Below are 19,428 nucleotides of genomic sequence, written 5' to 3' on the forward strand. Positions count from 1 at the left end.
CGCAACGACAGGCACAGCAACCCGCGGGCCACGCCGCTTTCAGAAAGACAGATGAAACAGTCGCTCCAGTTACGTACCTCGCAGCACCTCGCATTGACGCCGCAACTGCAGCAGTCGATCAGGCTGCTGCAACTGTCGACGCTGGAACTGCACCAGGAACTGGAACAGATCCTCTCCGACAATCCCCTGCTGGAGCGTCTCGATGACGCTCTCGACAATTCGGTGCGTCTGCTGGCCGACGGTGCCGTCTCCAGTTCGCCTTCCAGTGGCGTGGCCGACACCCCTCATGAAAACAGCGGCGAAGCGACGCCCGCTGCCAGCGATGGCGATTCCAGCTTCGAGTACCAGGACAACAATCCGGACACCGGTGTCACCGGTGATGCCGACTGGAGCTTCGATGACGTCGCCCGCAGCGGCAAGTCACCCGATGACGACGATGCCCGCCCGCAGCTGGAAGCCCATGAACTGACCCTGCGCGAACACCTGCTGGAACAGATCCGCGTGACTGCGCGCACCCTGCGCGATCGTGCGCTGCTGGAACTGCTCACCGATGCGCTCGACGAGAGCGGCTATCTGGAAGAACCGCTGGAGGACATCCTCGCGCGCCTGCCTGAAGAGCTGGGTATCGACATGGAAGAGCTGTCGATTTCGCTCAAGCTGCTGCAGAGCCTGGACCCGGCCGGCGTGGGCGCGCGCAGTGCCGGCGAATGCCTGGCCTTGCAGATCCGCCGCCTGCCCAAGATCCCCTTTGTCACGCGCAAGCTGGCGCTGAGGATCGTTGAGGATTACCTGCCGCTGTTCGCCCAGCGCGACTTCAACAAGATCAAGAAGGCCCTCGATTGTGACGACGAAGACCTGCGTGAAGCCCAGGCCGTGATCCGCCAGTGCCGTCCGCATCCGGGTGCCGAATTCGCGCGTGACGCCTCGGACTACGTGGTGCCGGACGTGATTGTCAAGCAGACAAAGAACGGCTGGCAGGTCATGCTCAACCATGAGGTCATGCCCAAGCTGCGCGTCAATGCGATGTACGCCAGTGCCTTGAAGCAGGCCAAGGGCGAAGGTTCGCTGTCCTCGCAGTTGCAGGAAGCCAAGTGGCTCATCAAGAACATGCGGCAACGTTTCGATACGATTTTGCGCGTCGCGCAGGCTATTGTGGAACGTCAAAGAAACTTCTTTTCCCATGGTGCAGTGGCCATGCGCCCCCTTGTGCTGCGTGAAATTGCTGATACACTGGGTCTACACGAGAGCACCATCTCTCGCGTGACGACTCAGAAATACATGCTCACTCCGCATGGTATGTTTGAGTTGAAATACTTCTTCGGTAGCCACGTCGCGACTGAAACCGGAGGCGAAGCTTCCTCCACCGCGATACGGGCGCTGATCAAACAGTTGATAGGAGCCGAAAACCCGCAGACCCCATTATCCGATAGCAAGATTGCGGATATGCTGGCAGAACAAGGCATGGTGGTCGCGCGACGCACAGTCGCCAAATACCGCGAAGTGTTGAAGATTCCGCCAGTCAATCTCCGCAAGTCCCTCTGAGTTTTTCCTCAGTTTTTCTGCAGTACCGTTGCTGTGTTCAGGCAAGCATCCCGACTGATGCCCACGCCATCCGACACGAAGACCGTGCCCGTGGTACAGCTGCAGCAGGATCGATTGCACGAACCTCCAGTGACTTCACGATAGGAGTCTTGTATGAATCTGACCATCAGTGGACACCACCTCGAACTGACCCCCGCCATCCGGGAATACGTGCAAAGCAAGCTCTCGCGTATCAAGCGCCATTTCGACAACGTGATCGACGTCAGCGTGATCCTGAGCGTAGATAAACTCACAGAAAAGGAAAAGCGCCAAAAAGCGGAAATCAACGTCCACATCAAGGGGAAGGATCTACATGCGGAAAGCATCGCACACGACCTCTACGCTGCCATTGACACCCTGATCGACAAGCTCGATCGCCAGGTCATCAAGCACAAGGACAAGTTGCAGGAGCATCACTCCACTGCCAAGCGCCTGCCGGACGACACGCCCGAGGATGCGGTAGCCGGAGCGGCATAAGCCAGGACACCAACGGCAAGCCACCTCGCAGCCTGCAGGGCTGCTGAGAAAGCCAGCCGGATTTCACGAGGAAGGGGCGCGCAAGCGCCCTTTTTCATTGGGGCCACAGCATCTAGCGATGCCTGTGGAAAAAATATAAATCATTACGCCGGGCAACTTCCCGGCAAAACCGCAGTGAACATTGTTCATCGCTCTGCTTGAATGTCTTGCGCAGCACCCTCATCTGCTACCCAGAGCAAACTGCATACGGTATAAATCATTTCCTTGATGCAATTTCCCGCCGGCTCGGACGGACGAATGGCGTGCTGCCGATTTCAACGCGCCTGCCGGCTTTTCCCTATAATGTCGGGCAATCCCATTTTTAAAGGCACAGCCATGAGCGACGTCCAATCCTGGATCAAAGAAACCGTGACCCAAAACCCTGTGGTGCTGTTCATGAAGGGCACTGCACAGTTCCCGCAATGCGGCTTTTCCGGCAAGGCCATCCAGCTGCTCAAGGCCAGCGGCGCCGAGAACATCGTCACCGTCAACGTGCTGGAAAGCCCCGACGTGCGCCAGGGCATCAAGGAATACTCGAACTGGCCGACCATTCCCCAGCTGTACGTGAAGGGTGAATTCGTCGGTGGCTCCGACATCATGAGCGAGATGTACGCCTCGGGCGAGCTGCAGACCCTGATCAAGGGCTGAGTCTGCCCTGCCCTGTAGAGCGCGCATGAGTGCTTCTTCCAGTCAGCCCCGCCAGCGCCTGATCGTTGCGATCACCGGGGCCACCGGGGCCATCTATGGTGTCCGGCTGCTGGAACACCTGCGCAAGCATGGTCAGGTCGAGACGCATCTGATGGTCTCCGAAGCCGGCGTGCTCAATCTGCATCAGGAACTGGACATGCGGCGCAAGGATGTGGAAGCGCTGGCCGATGTGGTGCACAACGTGCGCGATGTCGGCGCGTGCATCGCCAGTGGCTCGTTCGCCTCTGCCGGCATGGTGGTGGCGCCCTGTTCGATGAAGACCCTGGCCGCCGTGGCGCATGGCCTCTCCGACAATCTCATCACCCGTGCAGCCGATGTGGTGCTCAAGGAACGCCGCCGACTGGTGCTGATGGTGCGCGAGACCCCGTTCAATCTGGCCCATCTGCGCAACATGACGTCGGTCACGGAAATGGGCGGCGTGATCTTCCCGCCCCTGCCCGGCTTCTACCAGCGCCCTGCGTCCATGGAAGAAATGGTGGATCACACGCTGGGGCGCGTGCTGGACATGTTCGGGATTTCCATGCAGTTGACGCCGGAGTGGCAGGGCATGAAGGGCAATCCGGGCTGACGCTCTTCGTGTCCCGCAACATCTCTTCCGACGCCGGATTGCAAATATCTCAGATTGGCGTGGGTCCTGCGCTGTTCATCGGCTAGAGGATCAAGCCTTTCACCGCTTCAGAAAAATGGCCGCAGCTCATCACTGCGGCCATTTCTTCATCTGGCAAAGGAAAGCCGGCTCAACCCCGCCCGATATAGGGCATCTTGGTCGCCATCACGGTCATGAACTGCACATTGGCCTCCAGCGGCAGGCTGTCCATGTAGAGGATGGCCCGGGCCACGTGTTCGGCATCCATGGTCGGCTCGACCTTGGTGGAGCCGTCGGCCTGCAGCGTCCCCTTCTTCATCAGGGTGGTCATGTCGGTGGAGGCATTGCCGATATCGATCTGGCCGCAGGCGATGTCATAGGCGCGGCCATCCAGCGAGGTGGCCTTGGTCAGACCCGTGATGGCGTGCTTGGTCGCGGTATAGGATGCCGAGAACGGACGCGGTGCATGCGCCGAAATCGAACCATTGTTGATGATGCGGCCACCGCGCGGCGACTGCTCCTTCATGATGCGGAAGGCTTCCTGGGTGCAGAGGAAAACCCCGGTCAGGTTGATGTCCACGGCCGCCTTCCACTGCTCCACGCTCAGTTCTTCCAGCGACACCGGCGGGGCGAAGATGCCGGCATTGTTGAACAGCATGTCCAGCCGCCCGAAGCGTTCGCGCGTCCTGGCGAAGAGCTGCTTCACCGACGCCGGATCAGTCACGTCGGCCGCCACCACCAGCGCATGGGCAGCGTGTTCAGCGGCCAGCCTGACCGTCTCTTCCAGCGCCTCCTGGCGACGTCCGGCCAGCGTCACGCCATAGCCTTCGCGCAGCAGCGCCAGGGTGATCTGCCGGCCGATGCCGGAACCTGCGCCGGTCACCAGCGCAATACGTTTGGGTGCAGCCATCGTGTGTACTCCTCACTCACGGTATGTCATGGACGATGCGCATCACGGCGCAATAAAAAACCGCCCGTGATGCACGGGCGGTTTTCACTATAGCAAACACGGGGTCGCGCCAGATGAGAGATTTTCAATCCGGCGGCCCGGCATTCATCTGTTGCCTCTCACGCTTCATACCGTGGAAGACAGGGGCTTGCCGGTATCGATACCCAAGGTCCGCGCCGCGTCTTCCAAGCGCGCACGATCCTCCCCCCACACTTCACACAAGGCCGTATACGCAATCCAGCGCGCATCGATCTCGAAGAAGTCACGCAGATTCACCCGCGTATCGCTGCGACCAAACCCGTCCGTACCCAAGGTCACATACGGCGCCGGCACGAACGCGCGGATGCTCTCGGGCAAGCTGCGGATGTAATCGCTCACCGCGATCACCGGCGCTGCGCTGCCTTGCAATTGCGCCGTTACATAGGGCTGGGCCGGGCTGGCCGACAGGCGCTGTGCACGTTGCGCCGCCACGCCATCACGTGCCAGCTCGGTATAGCTGGTCACGCTCCACACCTCGGCCTCGATCTGCCAGTGCTGCTGCAGCAGCGCCGCTGCGGCCACGGCCTCCTTGAGAATGGGGCCCGAGCCCAGCAAGCGCACCTGCGCACCCGCCTTGCTACCCAGGCAGTACAAACCGCGCAGGATCCCCTCCTGCACGCCGTCCGGCAGACTTGGCTGAGCCTCGTTCTCGTTGGTGACAGTGATGTAGTAGAACACGTCATCACCGCGTTCCATCATGCGGCGCATGCCCTCATCCAGGATCACCGCCAGCTCATACGCATAGGCCGGGTCGTACGAAACACAGTTGGGAATCGACGCTGCCGTCACCAGGCTGTTGCCATCCTGATGCTGCAGGCCCTCGCCGCCCAGTGTGGTGCGCCCCGAGGTAGCCCCGATCAGGAAGCCGCGCGCCCGCTGGTCTGCAGCGGCCCAGATCAGATCGCCGATGCGCTGGAAACCGAACATCGAGTAGTAGATGTAGAAGGGCAGCATCGGCGTGCCATGCACCGAGTAGGCAGTGGCCGCTGCGGTCCAGGAAGAAATCGCGCCGGCCTCGGTGATGCCCTCCTCCAGAATCTGTCCATCTTTCGCTTCGCGATAGTAGAGGATGGACCCGATATCCTCCGGCTCATACAACTGCCCTTGCGACGAATAGATGCCGACCTGACGGAACAGGTTGGCCATGCCGAAGGTGCGCGCCTCATCGGCCACGATGGGCACGACATACTGGCCGAAATCCTTGTCCTTCAACAGATTGCCGAGCTGACGCACCAGCGCCATGGTGGAGGACATCTCCTTGCCGTCGGCCTCCAGCGCGAACCGGGCGTGCGCCTCCAGCGGCGGCACCGAGCGCCCTGCCTGCCCGGCCTGGCGGCGCGGCAGATAGCCGCCGAGCGCGGCGCGACGGGCATGCAGGTGCTTCATCTCCGGACTGTCATCGGCCGGCTTGTAGAAGGCCAGCTCACGGCATTGATCATCAGTGAGCGGCAGCTTGAAGCGGTCGCGGAACTGCAGCAGGCTTTCTTCATCCAGCTTCTTCTGCTGGTGTGTGGTCATCTTGCCTTCGCCCGCCGCGCCCATGCCGTAGCCCTTCTTGGTCTGCGCCAGAATCACCGTGGGCTGGCCACGATGGCTGGCCGCCGCCTGGTAAGCCGAGAAGATCTTCTTCATGTCATGGCCACCGCGACGCAGGCGATTGATTTCCTCATCGGTGAGGGTGGCGCCGATGGCGCGCGTGCCCGGCGTCTGGCCGAAGAAATGCTGGCGATTGAAAGCACCATCATTGGCGGCGAAGGTCTGCAACTGCCCGTCCACCGTACGATTCAAGGCATCGACCAGTTCGCCGTCCCGGTCACGCGCAAACAACCCGTCCCAGTCCGAGCCCCACAAGAGCTTGATGACGTTCCAGCCGGCACCGGCGAACAGCGTCTCCAGTTCATCGACGATATGACCATTGCCGCGCACCGGCCCATCGAGCCGCTGCAGGTTGCAGTTGACCACGAAGATCAGATTGTCCAGCTTCTCGCGCGAGGCCAGCGAGAGCGCGGCCAGCGATTCGGGCTCGTCCATCTCGCCATCGCCGAAGACGCCCCACACCTTGCGCCCCTGGTCCTGCAACAGGCCGCGATGCTCCATGTAGCGCAAAAAGCGCGCCTGGTAGATGGCATTGATGGGGCCGATGCCCATGGAACCGGTCGGGAACTGCCAGAACTGCGGCATCAGCCAGGGATGCGGATAGGACGACAAACCCTGGCGCCCCACCCGCTTGGCCTCGATCTCGCGCCGGTAGTAGGCCAGATCCTCTTCGGCGAGGGCGCCTTCGAGGAAGGCCCGCGCATAGATGCCGGGCGCGGAGTGCGGCTGGAAGTAGACGACATCGCCCGCGAATTGCGCATCGCGGGCGCGGAAGAAGTGGTTGAAGCCGACCTCGAAGAGGTCCGCCGCCGAGGCATAGCTGGCGATATGCCCGCCCAGTTCGCCATAGGCGCGGTTGGCGCGCACCACCATGGCCAGTGCGTTCCAGCGCATGATGCTGGCAATGCGCTCCTCAATGGCCTGGGCATCGGAGCCACCAGGGAAGGGCGGCTCCTGTTCCGGGCGGATCGTGTTGACGTAAGGGGTATTGCGCGCATCGCGCCAGTTCACGCCCCATTGCTGAGCCGCTGCCGACAGCCGCGAAAGCAGGAAGCGCGCGCGTTCCGGACCGGCCTCGGCCAGCACGCTGTGCAGCGCTTGCAGCCACTCCTGGGTTTCCTGGGTGTCGAGGTCGATATCGCGGGCAATATCGCTGTCGCTGGGGCGGGACATGTCCACTTCCTGTTCTCCTGTCTGGGTGCGCCGGGCCGGGTGCATCACTGCTCTATGCAAAGAGACGAAAAGCCGGTAAAACACAGGCCGCGCCATCCGTCTCCGAGCACCCGACGCCTTTTCGGCCTTGTTGTCGTTGAGGGCTACTGTGATCGAAGCACCGGACTACGATACGCCCTATGTCCCGGCATGAGTCACTTAAGATGGGAAGTTGCCGTACAATATTCAGCATCCAGTGCTGCGAAACTGAAACTGACAGAATTAAATTTCGATAATGGAACTCGACACCACCGATTTGCGCATCCTGAACATCCTGCAGGAGAACAGTTCGATCAGCAATCTGGAGCTGGCCAGCCGCATCAACCTCTCCCCCTCGCCGACTTTGGCCCGTGTGAAGCGTCTGGAGACCGAAGGCATCATCTCCCGCTATGTAGCGCTGGCCGATCCGCACCTGCTGGGCCTGAAGGTGAACGTTTTTGTCAAAGTCATCCTGGAGCGCCAGGGTGCCGAAGCGCTGGCCCAGTTCGAGACGGCGGTGAGTGCCTTCGATGAGGTCATGGAAGTCTATCTGATGACCGGCGACGAGGATTACCTGCTGCGCATCGTGGTGCCCGACCTGCTGACGCTGGAGCATTTCATCGTCGATCACCTGACCAAGATCCCCGGCATCAAGAACATCCGCTCCAGCTTCGCCCTCAAGCAGATCAAGTACAAGACCGCCCTGCCCACGCCCAAGATCAAGACGCGGCGATAGGCGCTACGGCGCACATGAAAAAAGGGCCTTGCGGCCCTTTGCTGTTTGCTGCGCCCCACCTTGCCTCACTCAGTGCGACCGTCCGCCGCGCGGCAAGCCATCCTCCTGGCGCCGCTGCGGATGCGCGGGCTCGCCTGCCAGCGCATCCTGCACCGCGGCCTCGGCCAGCGGTGCGGCTGCCTCGCTGACATCGCACCAGCGCTCCACCATCGCTACCACGCAACGCGCATAGTGTTCTCCATCGACCGGCTTGGGCAGGTATTCGGTCGCACCGGCCTCCAGTGCCGCACGTTCGCCCTCGGTCTCGTGGGAAGGAAAGACCACCACCGGGGCAGCAGCCAGATGCTTGCTCGCGCGCAACTCGCGCAAAAGCTGCAGGCCGTCGCCGCACTCCATCTCGGACTCCAGCAGAATCAGGCTGGGCGCGCCGCCATCGCTCTGGCGGCGCCCCTGCAGCAGGCAGCGACGCGCCGTCGCCAGGTCCGGGCAGGACCGGAAGAGGCAATGCAGTCCCGCACGCCACAAGGCGAAGCGCGCCAGCTCGGCGGCCTCCTGGCTGGGGTCGATCATGATGATGCTGGGGAAATTCATGCTGCGAGAGAACATCCTGTCAGAGTACACAAGCCGACAATGGCTACAGCACACGTTTTACAGGACTGGCGCGGCGCCCGGCATCGGGAAATTCCTGACTGCGCCAGACAAGAGGGAGACAGACGGTCAGGATTTCCCCGATCGCCGACAGTAGCAAGAATGACTACAGTGACAGGCTCGATGATCCGCTCCAGCAGGATCTGCCCATCTGTACAGCCAGGAAGCCCCGCCGATGTTGCCGTTTGCCAAAGTCCGAGTCCCCGTCCCCACCGCCTTGCTGGGCATGGTCGAGCTGTATGTCAGCGCCTGCACCCGCAGCACCGGCCAGCGCGCCGATGCCCTGCACGACTGGGCCAGCCTGCAGGCCACGCCGCGCAAGGTGCTGGAATGGTTTGCCAGCTCCGGCTTTGCGCCCGGTGGAGAAAAGAGCGCGCTGGCCCGCTTCCAGCCCTGTCCCAAGCGCCTGGTCAGCCTCGACCAGCTCAAACATCGGGTACCGCCGCCGCTGGCGATACCACGCTTCTGGCAGCTCGACGACAGCAACTACGGCTTCGATGCCGGCCCGCACCTGCCCTATTGGCTCGCCGTGAACAATGCTTCCTTCGTGCCGCTGCTGGTGCCCGCGCACCAGATGGCACACTTCTCGCACGCCCTGGTGGCGTGAAGTCTTCTTCCCGTTTCCCCCTCGCTGCATTGCCTATTTCAAGGGCAGGTAGATATCCGTGAGCAACTCGCCCGGTGGTGTATCGGGCAAGAGATTGAGATAGTGGAAGTACAGCGGGAAATCGCGCAACTCCTCACCACTCTCCGGCAGCCACTGGCGATACAGCGGATAGATGCTCTCTCCCAGGCGTTCATGCGCGCCCGCATGACGCACACGCGCGCAGCGCCCGCCCGGGATCAGGGAACTCACCACGGCTTGCGCATTGCCCGGCACCTGTGCGTCCACTTCGCCGCAGATGCCGAAGCGGAATTGCTCCGGGGGCGTGGTGTCGGGATTATCCCAGGCCAGACCGAAGGTACGGCTGCGCTCCACCGGCGACAGGCCGGACGCCTTGCGCCATTCGATGAAGCGCGCCACGCTGGCGTTGAGCTGGTTGACGGGGCCGCGATGCGCCAGCAGGGCGATACGGATGGGTTCGACGTCGACGATTTCTACTTGCACTTGCACTTTCCTTTCAGGGATGCGGAAGACGAAACGCTCGTTCCATGAAGGCCAGTCCGGTGCGCGCCGAAACTGCGAAGGCGACTGGCCGAAGACACTTCTGAAAGCGCGCGTGAAGGATTCCGGATTTTCGAAACCGGCTTCGAGGGCGATGTCGATGATGCGCCGCTTTGGCTGAAAGGCCAGTTGATGGCTGGCATGCTTCAGACGCATCAGCAGGATGTAGCGCGCCACCCCGACGCCGGTGAAGTCAGCAAACTGCCGCTGGAAATGGAACCGTGAAAAATGGGCGACCGCCGCCAGTTGCTCCATCTCCAGCGGGCCATGGAGATGCGCCTCGATATGATCGAGCACACGTTCGAAGCGGGCTTGATAGCGGGCCTGGCTGGTCTTTTGGCGGTCGTCGTTCATCGGGTCCTCGGTTCACGGGACATACTGTGCAAGAAAGAGCGGAACAAATCCTGACCGAAATTGCGCATCGTGAAGAGGCCTCAAGCTCTGGCCCTCTGACAGGTCGCCATGTTAAAACACTGGCTTGGTCGCACTCTGCCTTTTTCTCCATGCCTTCCGCTGTTCTCTTGATGCTCGCCATCTGCAGCGTCTGGCTGCCCTCCCTGAGGCTGCCGGGCCGCTGGACCCTTGCACCGTGGCTGCCGCTGCTGACACTGGCCGTGGCCATGGGCCTGCAGGATGGCCGACTCGATGCCGGCGCCGCCACAGGCATCGTCCTGCTGGGCGTCACCGCCCTGGGAACGACCCATGCGTCCAACGCATGGCAACGCCGCAGTCTGCTGGCGCTGAGTTTGCTGCTGGCCCTGCTGCTGGCACTGCATCGCTGGCCGGGCTTCCACAATGTGCTGGTGCTGCCGTCAGCGGCCATGACTGCCGATGCACGGCCCTTCATGCTCTTTGCCAATCTCGACAAAGGGAGCGCCGGACTGCTGTTGCTGGCACTGCTGGCGCCACGCTGCCATGCGTGGCGGGAATGGCGGGAGATGCTCTGCAAGACGCTGCTGCCGGGTGCCGTGACGATCGCGCTCGTGATGGGAGCGGCTTGTGTGGCGGGCCTGGTCAGGCCCGCACTGAAGTGGCCGGACTTTACCGTGGAGTTCCTGACCATCAATCTGCTGTTGACGGTGGTGGCAGAGGAAGCCTTCTTCCGTGGCGTCATCCAGCATCGGCTGCAAAGCGCCTTGCTGCACATCCGCGGCGGGACAGGGCTGGCAATGACGGCCTCCGCGCTGCTCTTCGGTGCAGCCCATCTTGGCGGCGGCCTGAGCTATGCGGTCATGGCCGGGATGGCCGGTCTCGGTTATGCGTGGGTCTTCCGGCGCACCGGACGTCTGGAGGCGCCGATCCTGCTGCACTTCATGCTCAATGCCGTGCATTTCCTCGGATTCACCTATCCCGCACTGGCCTGATGCGCGCCACCCTCAGGGCGCAATCCACTGCCCTTGCCATGGCACCTGCCCACGTTCAAAACGCGCGCGGCGATGCTGGTTCGGTGTGAGGTCCAGCCATTCGATGCGCTCCAGCCGCACTTCCACCAGGGCAAAATTTTCGAAGCCATCGCCCCTGTCCTGCTCCCGCACATGCCCCTCTTCGGGCTGAGCAATCGGTGTGCCGGGTGCATGCGGGGTCTTGTACAGGATCAGCGTATGCGGCCTGGACCCGGTCCACATGCCCCGAATGCGCGTGGCATCCTGCACCACCTGCGCCACGCCGTTCAGGCGCAGTTGCAGATGACGATCCAGGTCAACCGCCAGCATCGCCACGCGGCCATCGGCACGGAGCTCGGCCAGCTTCGGTGAACGCAGATCGGTGTGAAAGCACAGCGTCCCGGCAGAGATATTGGCCTCGCGCAAGACGATGGAACGCAACTGGGGCGCACCGTCCAGGCCCACAGTGGCCAGTTGCCAGATGGTAAACGGGGAACGTGCGGGACTGGCACCGCGGCACAATTCGTCCCAGATCAGGGTGTGGAGTTCGGGCAGGTTCATGCCGCCATTGTAGAGCCTCGCGCGCAGGCGGGTGCGTGCTGCGGATGCCGTCGGGACCATGCTCCGGCAATGACGACGCCCGCTTGCGCGGGCGTTCCGGATTGTGGCTGCAACGGGGCGCCAACGCTTCAGAATGCGCCGACGTAATTCTCCGCCAGTGCCGTCGACAGTGCGCGCGAATTGACCACGTTCTCCAGCTCGGCGCGCTGGATCTGGCGCTGGAAGGGCGAGGCATCCTCGAAGGTATGCAGCATGCTGGTCATCCACCAGGAGAAATACTCGGCGCGCCAGATGCGTTTCAAGGCCTGCTCGGTATAGGACGAGAGCCCTTGCTCGCTGTTGGTGCGATAGAACTCCTCGATGCCCTGGGCCAGGCGCCTGACGTCGCCCACGGCCAGATTCAGCCCCTTGGCTCCGGTGGGCGGCACGATGTGGGCCGCATCACCAGCCAGGAACAAGCGGCCATGCTGCATCGGCGTGGAGACGAAACTGCGCATGCCGATGATGCCCTTCTGGAAGATCTTGCCCTCCTTGACACGCCAGCCATCGCCGTTTTCCAGGCGGGTATGGAATTCATTCCAGATGCGGTCATCGCTCCAGTTGTCCACGCTGTCCTTGGGATCGCACTGAAAATACAGACGCTGTACCGTCGGCGAGCGTGTGCTGACGAGCACGAAACCACGATCGTGCTGCGCATAGATCAGCTCATCCGAAGAGGGCGGTGCTTCCACCAGCACACCGAACCAGCCGAAGGGATAGATGCGCTGGTAGTCCTGGCGTTTGCCCTCGGGAATGGCCGGGCGCGAGACACCATGGAAGCCGTCGCAACCGGCCACGAAATCGGCCTCCAGCGTATGCTGCTCACCCGCGTGCATGAAGCGTACGCGCGGCTTGCTGGTCTCGATGCCTTCGATGCTGGTGCCGCTCACACCGAACAGCAACTGCCCCTGCGCAGCCAGGCGGGCGGCCACCAGGTCCTTGATGACTTCATGCTGGGCATAGACGGTAATGGCCTGGCCGGTCAGCTCGGTAAGGTCAATGCGGTGGCGACGCCCTCCAAAGGCCAGCTCGATACCGTGATGCAGCGCGCCTTCGCGCTTCATGCGCTCGCCCACGCCGGTCTCGGTGAGGATATCCATCGTGCCTTGTTCCAGCACGCCGGCACGGATGGTGGATTCGATGTCTTCGCGGCTGCGCGTTTCCAGCACGACTGATTCGATGCCCTTCAGATGCAGCAGATGGGACAGCAACAAACCGGCCGGGCCGGCGCCGATGATGGCGACTTGGGTACGCATGGTGGAGGTCTCCGTGTAAAGGTCAGGCACCGTTTTCGTTGCAGGCGCACCGTGGCGCGCGCCCGAAGCGGGTGGCATGTCATCTGTTCTTGTTCTTGATGTGAGAGCGATCTTAGACGGCGGTGGACGAATAAAAAATGGATGATCCCGCCAATTACTTGTACTATTTTTACAGAGCACAATCACAACGCTTGATCGCGACGTAGAAGATGGAGACCCTATGCCCTTGCCCCGAAGCAAACCCCGCACCGCCGACGTACCGCAATTTTCCTTGTATGGCGAGGCTTCCCGGCAGGAGGACGCAGAGTCTGTCCATATCGAACTGATCGAGACACGCAGCCGTGTGCATGACTGGCATATTGCACCGCACACGCATGCCGGGCTTTTTCAGGTACTTTTTTTAATGTCCGGTCATGTCAGCGCGCTGATGGAAGAGGAAGTCTGGGAGGCCGACGGACCGGTGGTCATTACCATTCATCCCTCGCTGGTACACGGTTTCGATTTTTCGGAACAGGCGATCGGCTTCGTACTCACGGTCGATCCGCACGTCGTGTTTTCGGCCGGCGGCAGCGAGGCGCATGGAGAATTGTTCTCGCCCTTGTTCCTGCGACCGATGGCCATCGAACTGGCGCGTGTGCCGGAGCTGCGAGAACGCATGGAAACCCTGCTGCGCCTGCTCATCGCCGAGTCCGCTGCGCCCCGCACCGGTCACACGCTGATGCTGGAATGGCTGGCGCGCAGCGTCATGCTGCTGCTGGTGCGACTGGAAGCGGATCATCGCTCGGCGGAGTTGTCCGGACGCGGCGACTTTGAATTGTTCACGCGCTTTCGTGCGTTGGTGGAGCAGCATTTCAAGCAGCAGTGGCAGGTGGCGGTGTATGCCGACAAGTTGCGCATCACCCCCAGCCGGCTCAATCGCCTGTGCCTGAAGCTGGCCGGGCATTCAGCCTTCGACCTGGCGCAGCAGCGCTTGATTCTGGAGGCTTGTCGCAAGCTGACCTATGTGCCTTCGGGGATTTCGACGATTGCCTATGAACTGGGCTTTCAGGATCCGGCGTACTTCAGCCGGCTCTTCAAACGGCACATGGGCGTGACGCCCAAGCAATATCGGCGTACGCACGTGGAGCAATGAGTATTTCGCATGCCGTTTCCGGCAATGGCGCAAAAACAAAAACCGGTGCGCCATCTTTGAAATTCAGCCACGCCTCACAGCAGCGCCCCCAGCTCCACCTGTATCTTCAACATGGCCGGCAAGCAGCGCTCCACCATGTCTTCCAGCTTCATGCGGGCCGCATGCACGCTGATATTCATCGCCGCCACCACCTCACCGCGGAAGTTGCGCACCGGTACGGCCATGGTGCGCAGGCCCAGTTCCAGTTCCTGGTCCACCAGCGCATAACCCTGCGCGCGGGCGCGGGCGATTTCCAGTCCCAATCGTTCGACATCGGTGATGGTATGGGCGGTAATGGCCTCCGGCTGGGCACGCGCGAGGATGGCATCGAGCTGCGCCGGGGCCAGGTTGGCCAGCAGGATGCGGCCATTGGCGGTGCAGTAGGCCGGCACCCGCGTACCGGGCTGCAGAGTGGTCGAGACCAGTTGCCCGGCGCTGACCGCGGCCACGCACACCAGCTGGTCATGATCGAGCACCCCGCAGGAAGCCGCCTCGCCCAGCGAATAGGCCAGCCGGTACAGCAGCGGCTGCACGATGCGCGGCAGCCGCGCCGAATGCAGATAGGACTGTCCCAGCCGCAGCACCATCGGCGTGAGCGAGAACGTCTTGTTGTCGTGCCGCATGTAGCCCAGGTGCGCAAGCGTGATCAGATAGCGACGGGCGGCGGCGCGGGTCAGGCCGGTCAGTTGCGCCACCTCGGCGATGGTCAGGCGCGAACGCTCCTGGTCGAAGGCTTCGATGACCTGCAAGCCTTTTTCCAGCCCTGCCACCAGGTCACGCTTGAGGGGGCCGTCTTCGCTCGCCTCCGGCTCGTCATCGATTGGCTGTTGCTGCATGGATTCCCCGCCCTGTGGATAAAACAAGCTGATCTCTACCGTTTTCCCGTGGATGCAGAAAATCGGCCATTTGTGCGATTCTCGCACAAAGCGGGCGCATGGCGAATATGCTGCGCTGCGTTGGCCTTGAGAGCGGTGTCGGGCTTGCCTACTATCTGTCCACACCCAAGCACGGCGCGCCAATCGCCCATTCCGGTAGGCAAGGAATTCGAGGACGACGCCGCATTCATCCCCGTCGACCTGAGGAGACCTCATGCAATTCGATGCCATCGAACCCGGAGTCTATCCGGAACTGATCTATCCCCCCTACAAGTCCACCGTCAAGCGCGGCCCTACGCAAGCACCGCTGCGCGTGCGCGACGAGACCGCCACCGGCACCAATCTGTTCGCCTCGCCCCGGCTGATCCTGCCGCACGACATGGACCTGACCGCGCAGGGCAAGGGCGAGCCGCTGGGCGAGAAGATCGTCGTCACCGGTCGCGTGCTGGACGAAGATGGCAAGCCGGTGCGCAACTCCCTGCTGGAAGTCTGGCAATGCAATGCAGCCGGGCGCTACTTCCACAAGAAGGACCAGCACGATGCGCCGCTGGATCCCAACTTCACCGGTTTTGGAAAGATGCTCACCGATGACAATGGCCGCTATCGTTTCGTCACCATCAAGCCCGGTCCGTATCCCTGGGGCAATCACCACAAGGCCTGGCGTCCGGCGCACATCCACTTCTCCCTGTTCGGCAACATCTATGCGCAGCGTCTGGTGACGCAGATGTATTTTCCCAGCGATCCGCTGTTCGCCTACGATCCGATCTTCCAGAGCATCCCTGATGAGGCTGCCCGCCAGCGCCTGATCTCGCGCTTCTCGCTGGAGGAGACGGTCGATGACAAGATGCTGGGCTATGAATTCGACATCGTCCTGCGCGGCCGCAACGCCACGCCCATGGGCATCTGAACACAAGGCAGGAGACCACATGAGCAACATCACCACTTCGCAAACCATCGGCCCCTTCCCGCACGAAGCCTGGGCCTGGGCCGTGGAACTGACCTCTCGCGTAGAGAGCAGTGCACCGCAGGTCAAGATCAGCGGCGCCATTCTCGATGGCGATGGCGTTCCCATCAATGACGCCTGGGCCGAAGCCTGGCTGCCGGGCAGCGCTGCGTCAGAAACTTCACATGCCATTCCCGGATATCGCCGCGTGCCCACCAATGAGGAGGGCGGGTTCACATTTTCGATTTCGCAGCCCCAGGCGCCAGCTGGCAAGCCGGTTGCTTACGTGACCGTGTTTGCGCGCGGCCTGGTCAAGCACCAGTTCACGGCCGTCTTCCTGGAGGACGACCCGGCGCTGGCGCAATCGGCCCTGCTGGAGCAGGTCCCGGCCGACCGTCGTGACACCCTGATTGCCCGCAAGCAGCCTGACGGCAGCTACCTGTGGAATATCCACATGCAGGGTGCGCGCGAGACGGTATTCTTCGACTACATCTGAACGCCCTCTTCGGCGTGACGAGCATGGGGATCCGCAAGCATCTGCTTGCCGGATCCCGCTTGCGTTGGATCGCGCCGCAAGGGCAAGCACTGGAGACTTCATGAGCGTTTCGATCTTCGACAGCTTCCTCACCACTTCGGACATGATTGCGGTGTTCGACGACCAGGCGGTGGTACAAGCCATGCTGCGCTTCGAACAGGTTCTGGCCGAGGCCGAAGCCGCCGAGGGCATCATCCCCGAGGCCGCCGCGCGTGCCATTGCCAGCGTCTGCCGCGCCCCGCTCTACGACATCAACGCCCTCATCGTAGCCGGTCGGCGCGCCGGTGCGCTGGCCATTCCGCTGGTCAAGGAATTGCAACGCACGGTCGCCCTCTACAGCGAAGAAGCCGCCACCCACGTGCACTGGGGCAGCACCAGCCAGGATGTGCTGGATACGGCCATGGTGCTGGTCACGCGTGAAGCCTTGCGGCTGGTCGATGGCGAACTGGATCAGCTGGCGCGCCGCCTGCTGGACTTGTCGCAATCCCATCTGGATACACCGGTGCTGGCGCGCACGCTGATGCAGCCGGCGCAGGTGACCAGTCTGGGCTTCAAGTTCTGCAACTGGGCCGCGCCCCTGTTGCGTTCGCGCGCGCAATTGCAGGCGCTGGCCGGGCGCGCCTTGCAACTGCAACTGGGCGGTGCGGTCGGTACGCTGGCGGTGCTGGGTGACAAAGGGCCAGCGGTGGCGGCACGCATGGCTGCGGCCCTCGATTTGAAGACCCCCGAGGCGGCCTGGCATACCCAGCGTGACGAGTGGATACGCCTGGGTACCGAGATGGCGGTGCTGGCGGGCAGCCTGGGCAAGATCGCCACCGACCTGTCACTGATGGCACAGGGCGAGATTGCCGAACTGGCCGAGCCCTCCGGCAATGGTCGTGGCGGGTCGTCGGCGATGCCGCACAAGCGCAATCCGGTGTCGTCCATGATCGCCCTGGCCGCTGCTACCCGAGCGCCACAGCAAGCCGCCGCGCTGCTGGGTGCGATGTCGCAGCAGCATGAACGCGGGCTGGGCAACTGGCAGGCCGAACTGGCCGAATGGCCGGGGCTCTTCCTTGGTGTGCACGGTGCACTGCGCGCGCTCAATGATGCCTTTGCCGGGCTGGTCATTGATGAGGCGCGCATGCTGCGCAACATCGATGCCTTGCAGGGTCTGGTGTTTGCCGAGTCGGCCTCGATTGCGCTGGCTGGCGTCATCGGTCGCCCACGGGCACATAGTCTGCTGGAACAACTCACGCGCAAGGCTGTAGCCGATGGCGCGCAGCTGGTTGACGTGCTGGTCGATGCCGTAGAGGGCGATGCGCAGTTGCGCCAGGAAATCGACCTGGGCATGTTGCGTGGCCTGTTCGATCCGGTGCAAGCCACCCGCCCTGCGCGCCGCATTGCCGAAGGGCGGCTTGAACACTTGCGCGCCCAGCTGGCGCACTGATCTGCTGAATTCTCCACCTCCACCCATCACACCGAGACAAAGAGAGCACCACATGAGCTACGATCCGCTGGACCATGATTTCGAGCGCGGCATGCGCAATCGCCGCAGTGTATTGGGCGACCAATGGGTTGACCGTTCGGTGGCCAATGCCACCAATTTCAACGCCGACTTTCAGAACCTGATCACGCGTTTTGCGTGGAACGAGATCTGGGGTCGTCCCGGGCTGGACCACAAGACACGCCGCATCATCGTGCTGGCCATCACCATTGCGCTGGGGCGCTGGGAAGAATTCGAACTGCACGTACGCGCCGGGCTGACCGGTGATGCGACCACGCGGCTCAGCCCGGACGAGATGAAGGAAGTCATGATTCAGGCGGCGGTCTATGCGGGTGTGCCGGCGGGCAATACGGCTTTCACGCATGCGCAGAAAATCCTGCGTGAAGTGGGTGAGCAGATCGGTTATGCCGTGGTACCGCAGGCGCCTGCTGGCAGCGTGCATCCGGGTGTGGGGCACGAGGGCCGCACCGTTTCGTCACCGGCCTTGCATTACACCTTGCGCGAACCCCGCAATGGCAAGGCGCCGCGTCATACAGTGGTGCTCTCGCATGCGCTGGGTACCGACCTGATGATGTGGGACGGGCTGGCCAATCTGCTGGCGGCCGATTGTCGGGTGATTGCTTACGATCATCGTGGGCATGGCAGTTCGGAGAAGATCGATGGGCTCTACAGCATGGCGGATCTGGCCGATGATGCGGCCCGTTTGTTGCGCGAGCTGGATACAGGGCCGGTGGTGTGGGTCGGTTTGTCCATGGGCGGCATGGTCGGGCAGGAGCTGGCCTTGCGGCATCCGGGGCTGGTGCGATCGCTGGTGTTGGCCAATACCACGTCTGCCTATCCTGAGGCGGCGCGCGAGGTTTGGCAGCAGCGGATTGCTACCGTGCGGGCTCAAGGGATCGAAGTGATTGCCGATGCGGTCATGGGGCGGTATTTCCACGAGGGCTTCCGTGCTGCACAAGCGGCCACTGTTGCGCGCTATCGGCATCGGCTGGTCACGACCGATGCGGTGGGGTATGTGGGGTGCTGTCATGCTGTCGGGACTGTCGATACTTCTTCCCGGTTGGGGGCTATTCACGTGCCTGCCCTCGTGATTGCGGGGGAACTGGATCAGGGGACGCCGGTGGCCATGGCGCAGGCGCTGGTGGATGGGATTGCTGGTGCACGGCTGGAGGTCATTACAGAAGCCTCGCATGTCAGTGCTGTTGAGCAGCCGGCTGTGTTTGCTGAATTGGTTTGTGGGTTTATTGATGGGCTTTGATGCTGTTTTGCTGTTTTGCTGTTTTGCTGTTTTGCTGTTTTGATGATTTACGGTTTTGGGTAGTCTGCACGGGCCTCTTTCCTGCGCTCTAGCTTAATGCTTATCTTTCTCCGGTCGGGAGGACGCGCCGGGGGGCAGAAGCACTGCTTCTGCCGGCAGCCGCTCACTTTTCTTGTCTCGCCAAGAAAAGTAAGCAAAAGAAGGCGA

Annotated in this window: 19 protein-coding genes; 12 read left to right on the forward strand and 7 right to left on the reverse strand. The window is 62.2% G+C overall.

Annotated elements, in window-relative coordinates:
• Nucleotides 1-51 precede the first annotated feature (51 nt).
• From ACODSZ_RS19020 to ACODSZ_RS19035, 4 genes are all read left to right on the forward strand, one after another.
• Nucleotides 52-1,542, forward strand: coding sequence for an RNA polymerase factor sigma-54 (locus tag ACODSZ_RS19020; protein ID WP_008332145.1), 1,491 nt, complete (start codon nt 52-54; stop codon nt 1,540-1,542).
• A gap of 153 nt (nt 1,543-1,695) precedes the next feature.
• Complete coding sequence (gene hpf / locus ACODSZ_RS19025; protein ID WP_488928275.1) at nt 1,696-2,058, forward strand: ribosome hibernation-promoting factor, HPF/YfiA family; 363 nt, start codon at nt 1,696-1,698, stop codon at nt 2,056-2,058.
• A gap of 375 nt (nt 2,059-2,433) precedes the next feature.
• Nucleotides 2,434-2,745, forward strand: coding sequence for a Grx4 family monothiol glutaredoxin (grxD, locus tag ACODSZ_RS19030; protein WP_008332149.1), 312 nt, complete (start codon nt 2,434-2,436; stop codon nt 2,743-2,745).
• 25 nt (nt 2,746-2,770) lie between these two features.
• The gene (locus ACODSZ_RS19035; protein ID WP_175344399.1) at nt 2,771-3,373 is read left to right on the forward strand and encodes a UbiX family flavin prenyltransferase; all 603 of its coding nucleotides are present in this window, start codon (nt 2,771-2,773) and stop codon (nt 3,371-3,373) included.
• 169 nt (nt 3,374-3,542) lie between these two features.
• Here the strand turns inward: ACODSZ_RS19035 and ACODSZ_RS19040 are convergent, their stop codons facing one another.
• Both ACODSZ_RS19040 and mdeB read right to left on the reverse strand, forming a co-directional pair.
• Nucleotides 3,543-4,301, reverse strand: coding sequence for an SDR family oxidoreductase (locus ACODSZ_RS19040; RefSeq protein ID WP_175344400.1), 759 nt, complete (start codon nt 4,299-4,301; stop codon nt 3,543-3,545).
• A 165-nt stretch (nt 4,302-4,466) separates the two neighbouring features.
• A complete protein-coding gene (mdeB, locus tag ACODSZ_RS19045) occupies nt 4,467-7,148 on the reverse strand; it encodes an alpha-ketoglutarate dehydrogenase (RefSeq protein ID WP_488928276.1) in 2,682 nt (893 codons plus the stop codon).
• A gap of 274 nt (nt 7,149-7,422) precedes the next feature.
• Between mdeB and ACODSZ_RS19050 the strand changes: the two genes are divergently transcribed.
• A complete protein-coding gene (locus tag ACODSZ_RS19050; RefSeq protein WP_006461679.1) occupies nt 7,423-7,902 on the forward strand; it encodes an Lrp/AsnC family transcriptional regulator in 480 nt (159 codons plus the stop codon).
• A gap of 69 nt (nt 7,903-7,971) precedes the next feature.
• On the opposite strand, the gene ACODSZ_RS19055 is transcribed toward ACODSZ_RS19050, so the two are convergent.
• Nucleotides 7,972-8,493 (reverse strand): response regulator, encoded by a 522-nt coding sequence (locus tag ACODSZ_RS19055; protein ID WP_175344402.1) that lies wholly within the window; start codon nt 8,491-8,493, stop codon nt 7,972-7,974.
• 232 nt (nt 8,494-8,725) lie between these two features.
• Between ACODSZ_RS19055 and ACODSZ_RS19060 the strand changes: the two genes are divergently transcribed.
• Entirely contained in the window at nt 8,726-9,157 is a 432-nt protein-coding gene (locus tag ACODSZ_RS19060) for a hypothetical protein (RefSeq protein ID WP_488928277.1), read from the forward strand.
• A gap of 33 nt (nt 9,158-9,190) precedes the next feature.
• Here the strand turns inward: ACODSZ_RS19060 and ACODSZ_RS19065 are convergent, their stop codons facing one another.
• Complete coding sequence (locus tag ACODSZ_RS19065; protein ID WP_175344404.1) at nt 9,191-10,069, reverse strand: AraC family transcriptional regulator; 879 nt, start codon at nt 10,067-10,069, stop codon at nt 9,191-9,193.
• Between the two features lie 170 nt (nt 10,070-10,239).
• Here ACODSZ_RS19065 and ACODSZ_RS19070 point away from each other — a divergent pair, with 170 nt between their 5' ends.
• Nucleotides 10,240-11,079 (forward strand): CPBP family intramembrane glutamic endopeptidase, encoded by an 840-nt coding sequence (locus ACODSZ_RS19070; protein ID WP_488928278.1) that lies wholly within the window; start codon nt 10,240-10,242, stop codon nt 11,077-11,079.
• A gap of 12 nt (nt 11,080-11,091) precedes the next feature.
• On the opposite strand, the gene ACODSZ_RS19075 is transcribed toward ACODSZ_RS19070, so the two are convergent.
• Nucleotides 11,092-11,718 (reverse strand): pyridoxamine 5'-phosphate oxidase family protein, encoded by a 627-nt coding sequence (locus ACODSZ_RS19075; protein ID WP_299535076.1) that lies wholly within the window; start codon nt 11,716-11,718, stop codon nt 11,092-11,094.
• A gap of 68 nt (nt 11,719-11,786) precedes the next feature.
• Complete coding sequence (locus ACODSZ_RS19080) at nt 11,787-12,953, reverse strand: 4-hydroxybenzoate 3-monooxygenase (protein WP_299535079.1); 1,167 nt, start codon at nt 12,951-12,953, stop codon at nt 11,787-11,789.
• Nucleotides 12,954-13,173: 220 nt separating this feature from the next.
• Between ACODSZ_RS19080 and ACODSZ_RS19085 the strand changes: the two genes are divergently transcribed.
• Entirely contained in the window at nt 13,174-14,085 is a 912-nt protein-coding gene (locus ACODSZ_RS19085; protein WP_008332168.1) for a helix-turn-helix domain-containing protein, read from the forward strand.
• 74 nt (nt 14,086-14,159) lie between these two features.
• Here ACODSZ_RS19085 and ACODSZ_RS19090 read toward each other — a convergent pair whose 3' ends face one another.
• Nucleotides 14,160-14,960, reverse strand: a complete 801-nt coding sequence (locus ACODSZ_RS19090; protein WP_488928279.1) for an IclR family transcriptional regulator domain-containing protein — start codon at nt 14,958-14,960, stop codon at nt 14,160-14,162.
• 253 nt (nt 14,961-15,213) lie between these two features.
• On the opposite strand from ACODSZ_RS19090, the gene pcaH reads away from it, so the two are divergent.
• The 4 genes from pcaH (at nt 15,214) to pcaCD (ending at nt 19,221) form a co-directional block, all read left to right on the forward strand.
• Complete coding sequence (gene pcaH / locus ACODSZ_RS19095) at nt 15,214-15,906, forward strand: protocatechuate 3,4-dioxygenase subunit beta (protein WP_008332170.1); 693 nt, start codon at nt 15,214-15,216, stop codon at nt 15,904-15,906.
• A 19-nt stretch (nt 15,907-15,925) separates the two neighbouring features.
• On the forward strand, nt 15,926-16,438 hold the full coding sequence (locus tag ACODSZ_RS19100; RefSeq protein ID WP_008332171.1) for a peptidase associated/transthyretin-like domain-containing protein: 513 nt from the start codon (nt 15,926-15,928) through the stop codon (nt 16,436-16,438).
• A gap of 100 nt (nt 16,439-16,538) precedes the next feature.
• Entirely contained in the window at nt 16,539-17,906 is a 1,368-nt protein-coding gene (gene pcaB / locus ACODSZ_RS19105; RefSeq protein WP_008332173.1) for a 3-carboxy-cis,cis-muconate cycloisomerase, read from the forward strand.
• A gap of 52 nt (nt 17,907-17,958) precedes the next feature.
• The gene (pcaCD, locus tag ACODSZ_RS19110) at nt 17,959-19,221 is read left to right on the forward strand and encodes a bifunctional 4-carboxymuconolactone decarboxylase/3-oxoadipate enol-lactonase PcaCD (protein ID WP_008332174.1); all 1,263 of its coding nucleotides are present in this window, start codon (nt 17,959-17,961) and stop codon (nt 19,219-19,221) included.
• Nucleotides 19,222-19,428: the final 207 nt, after the last annotated feature.

It is taken from the genome of Herbaspirillum sp. FG34, assembly GCF_057809315.1.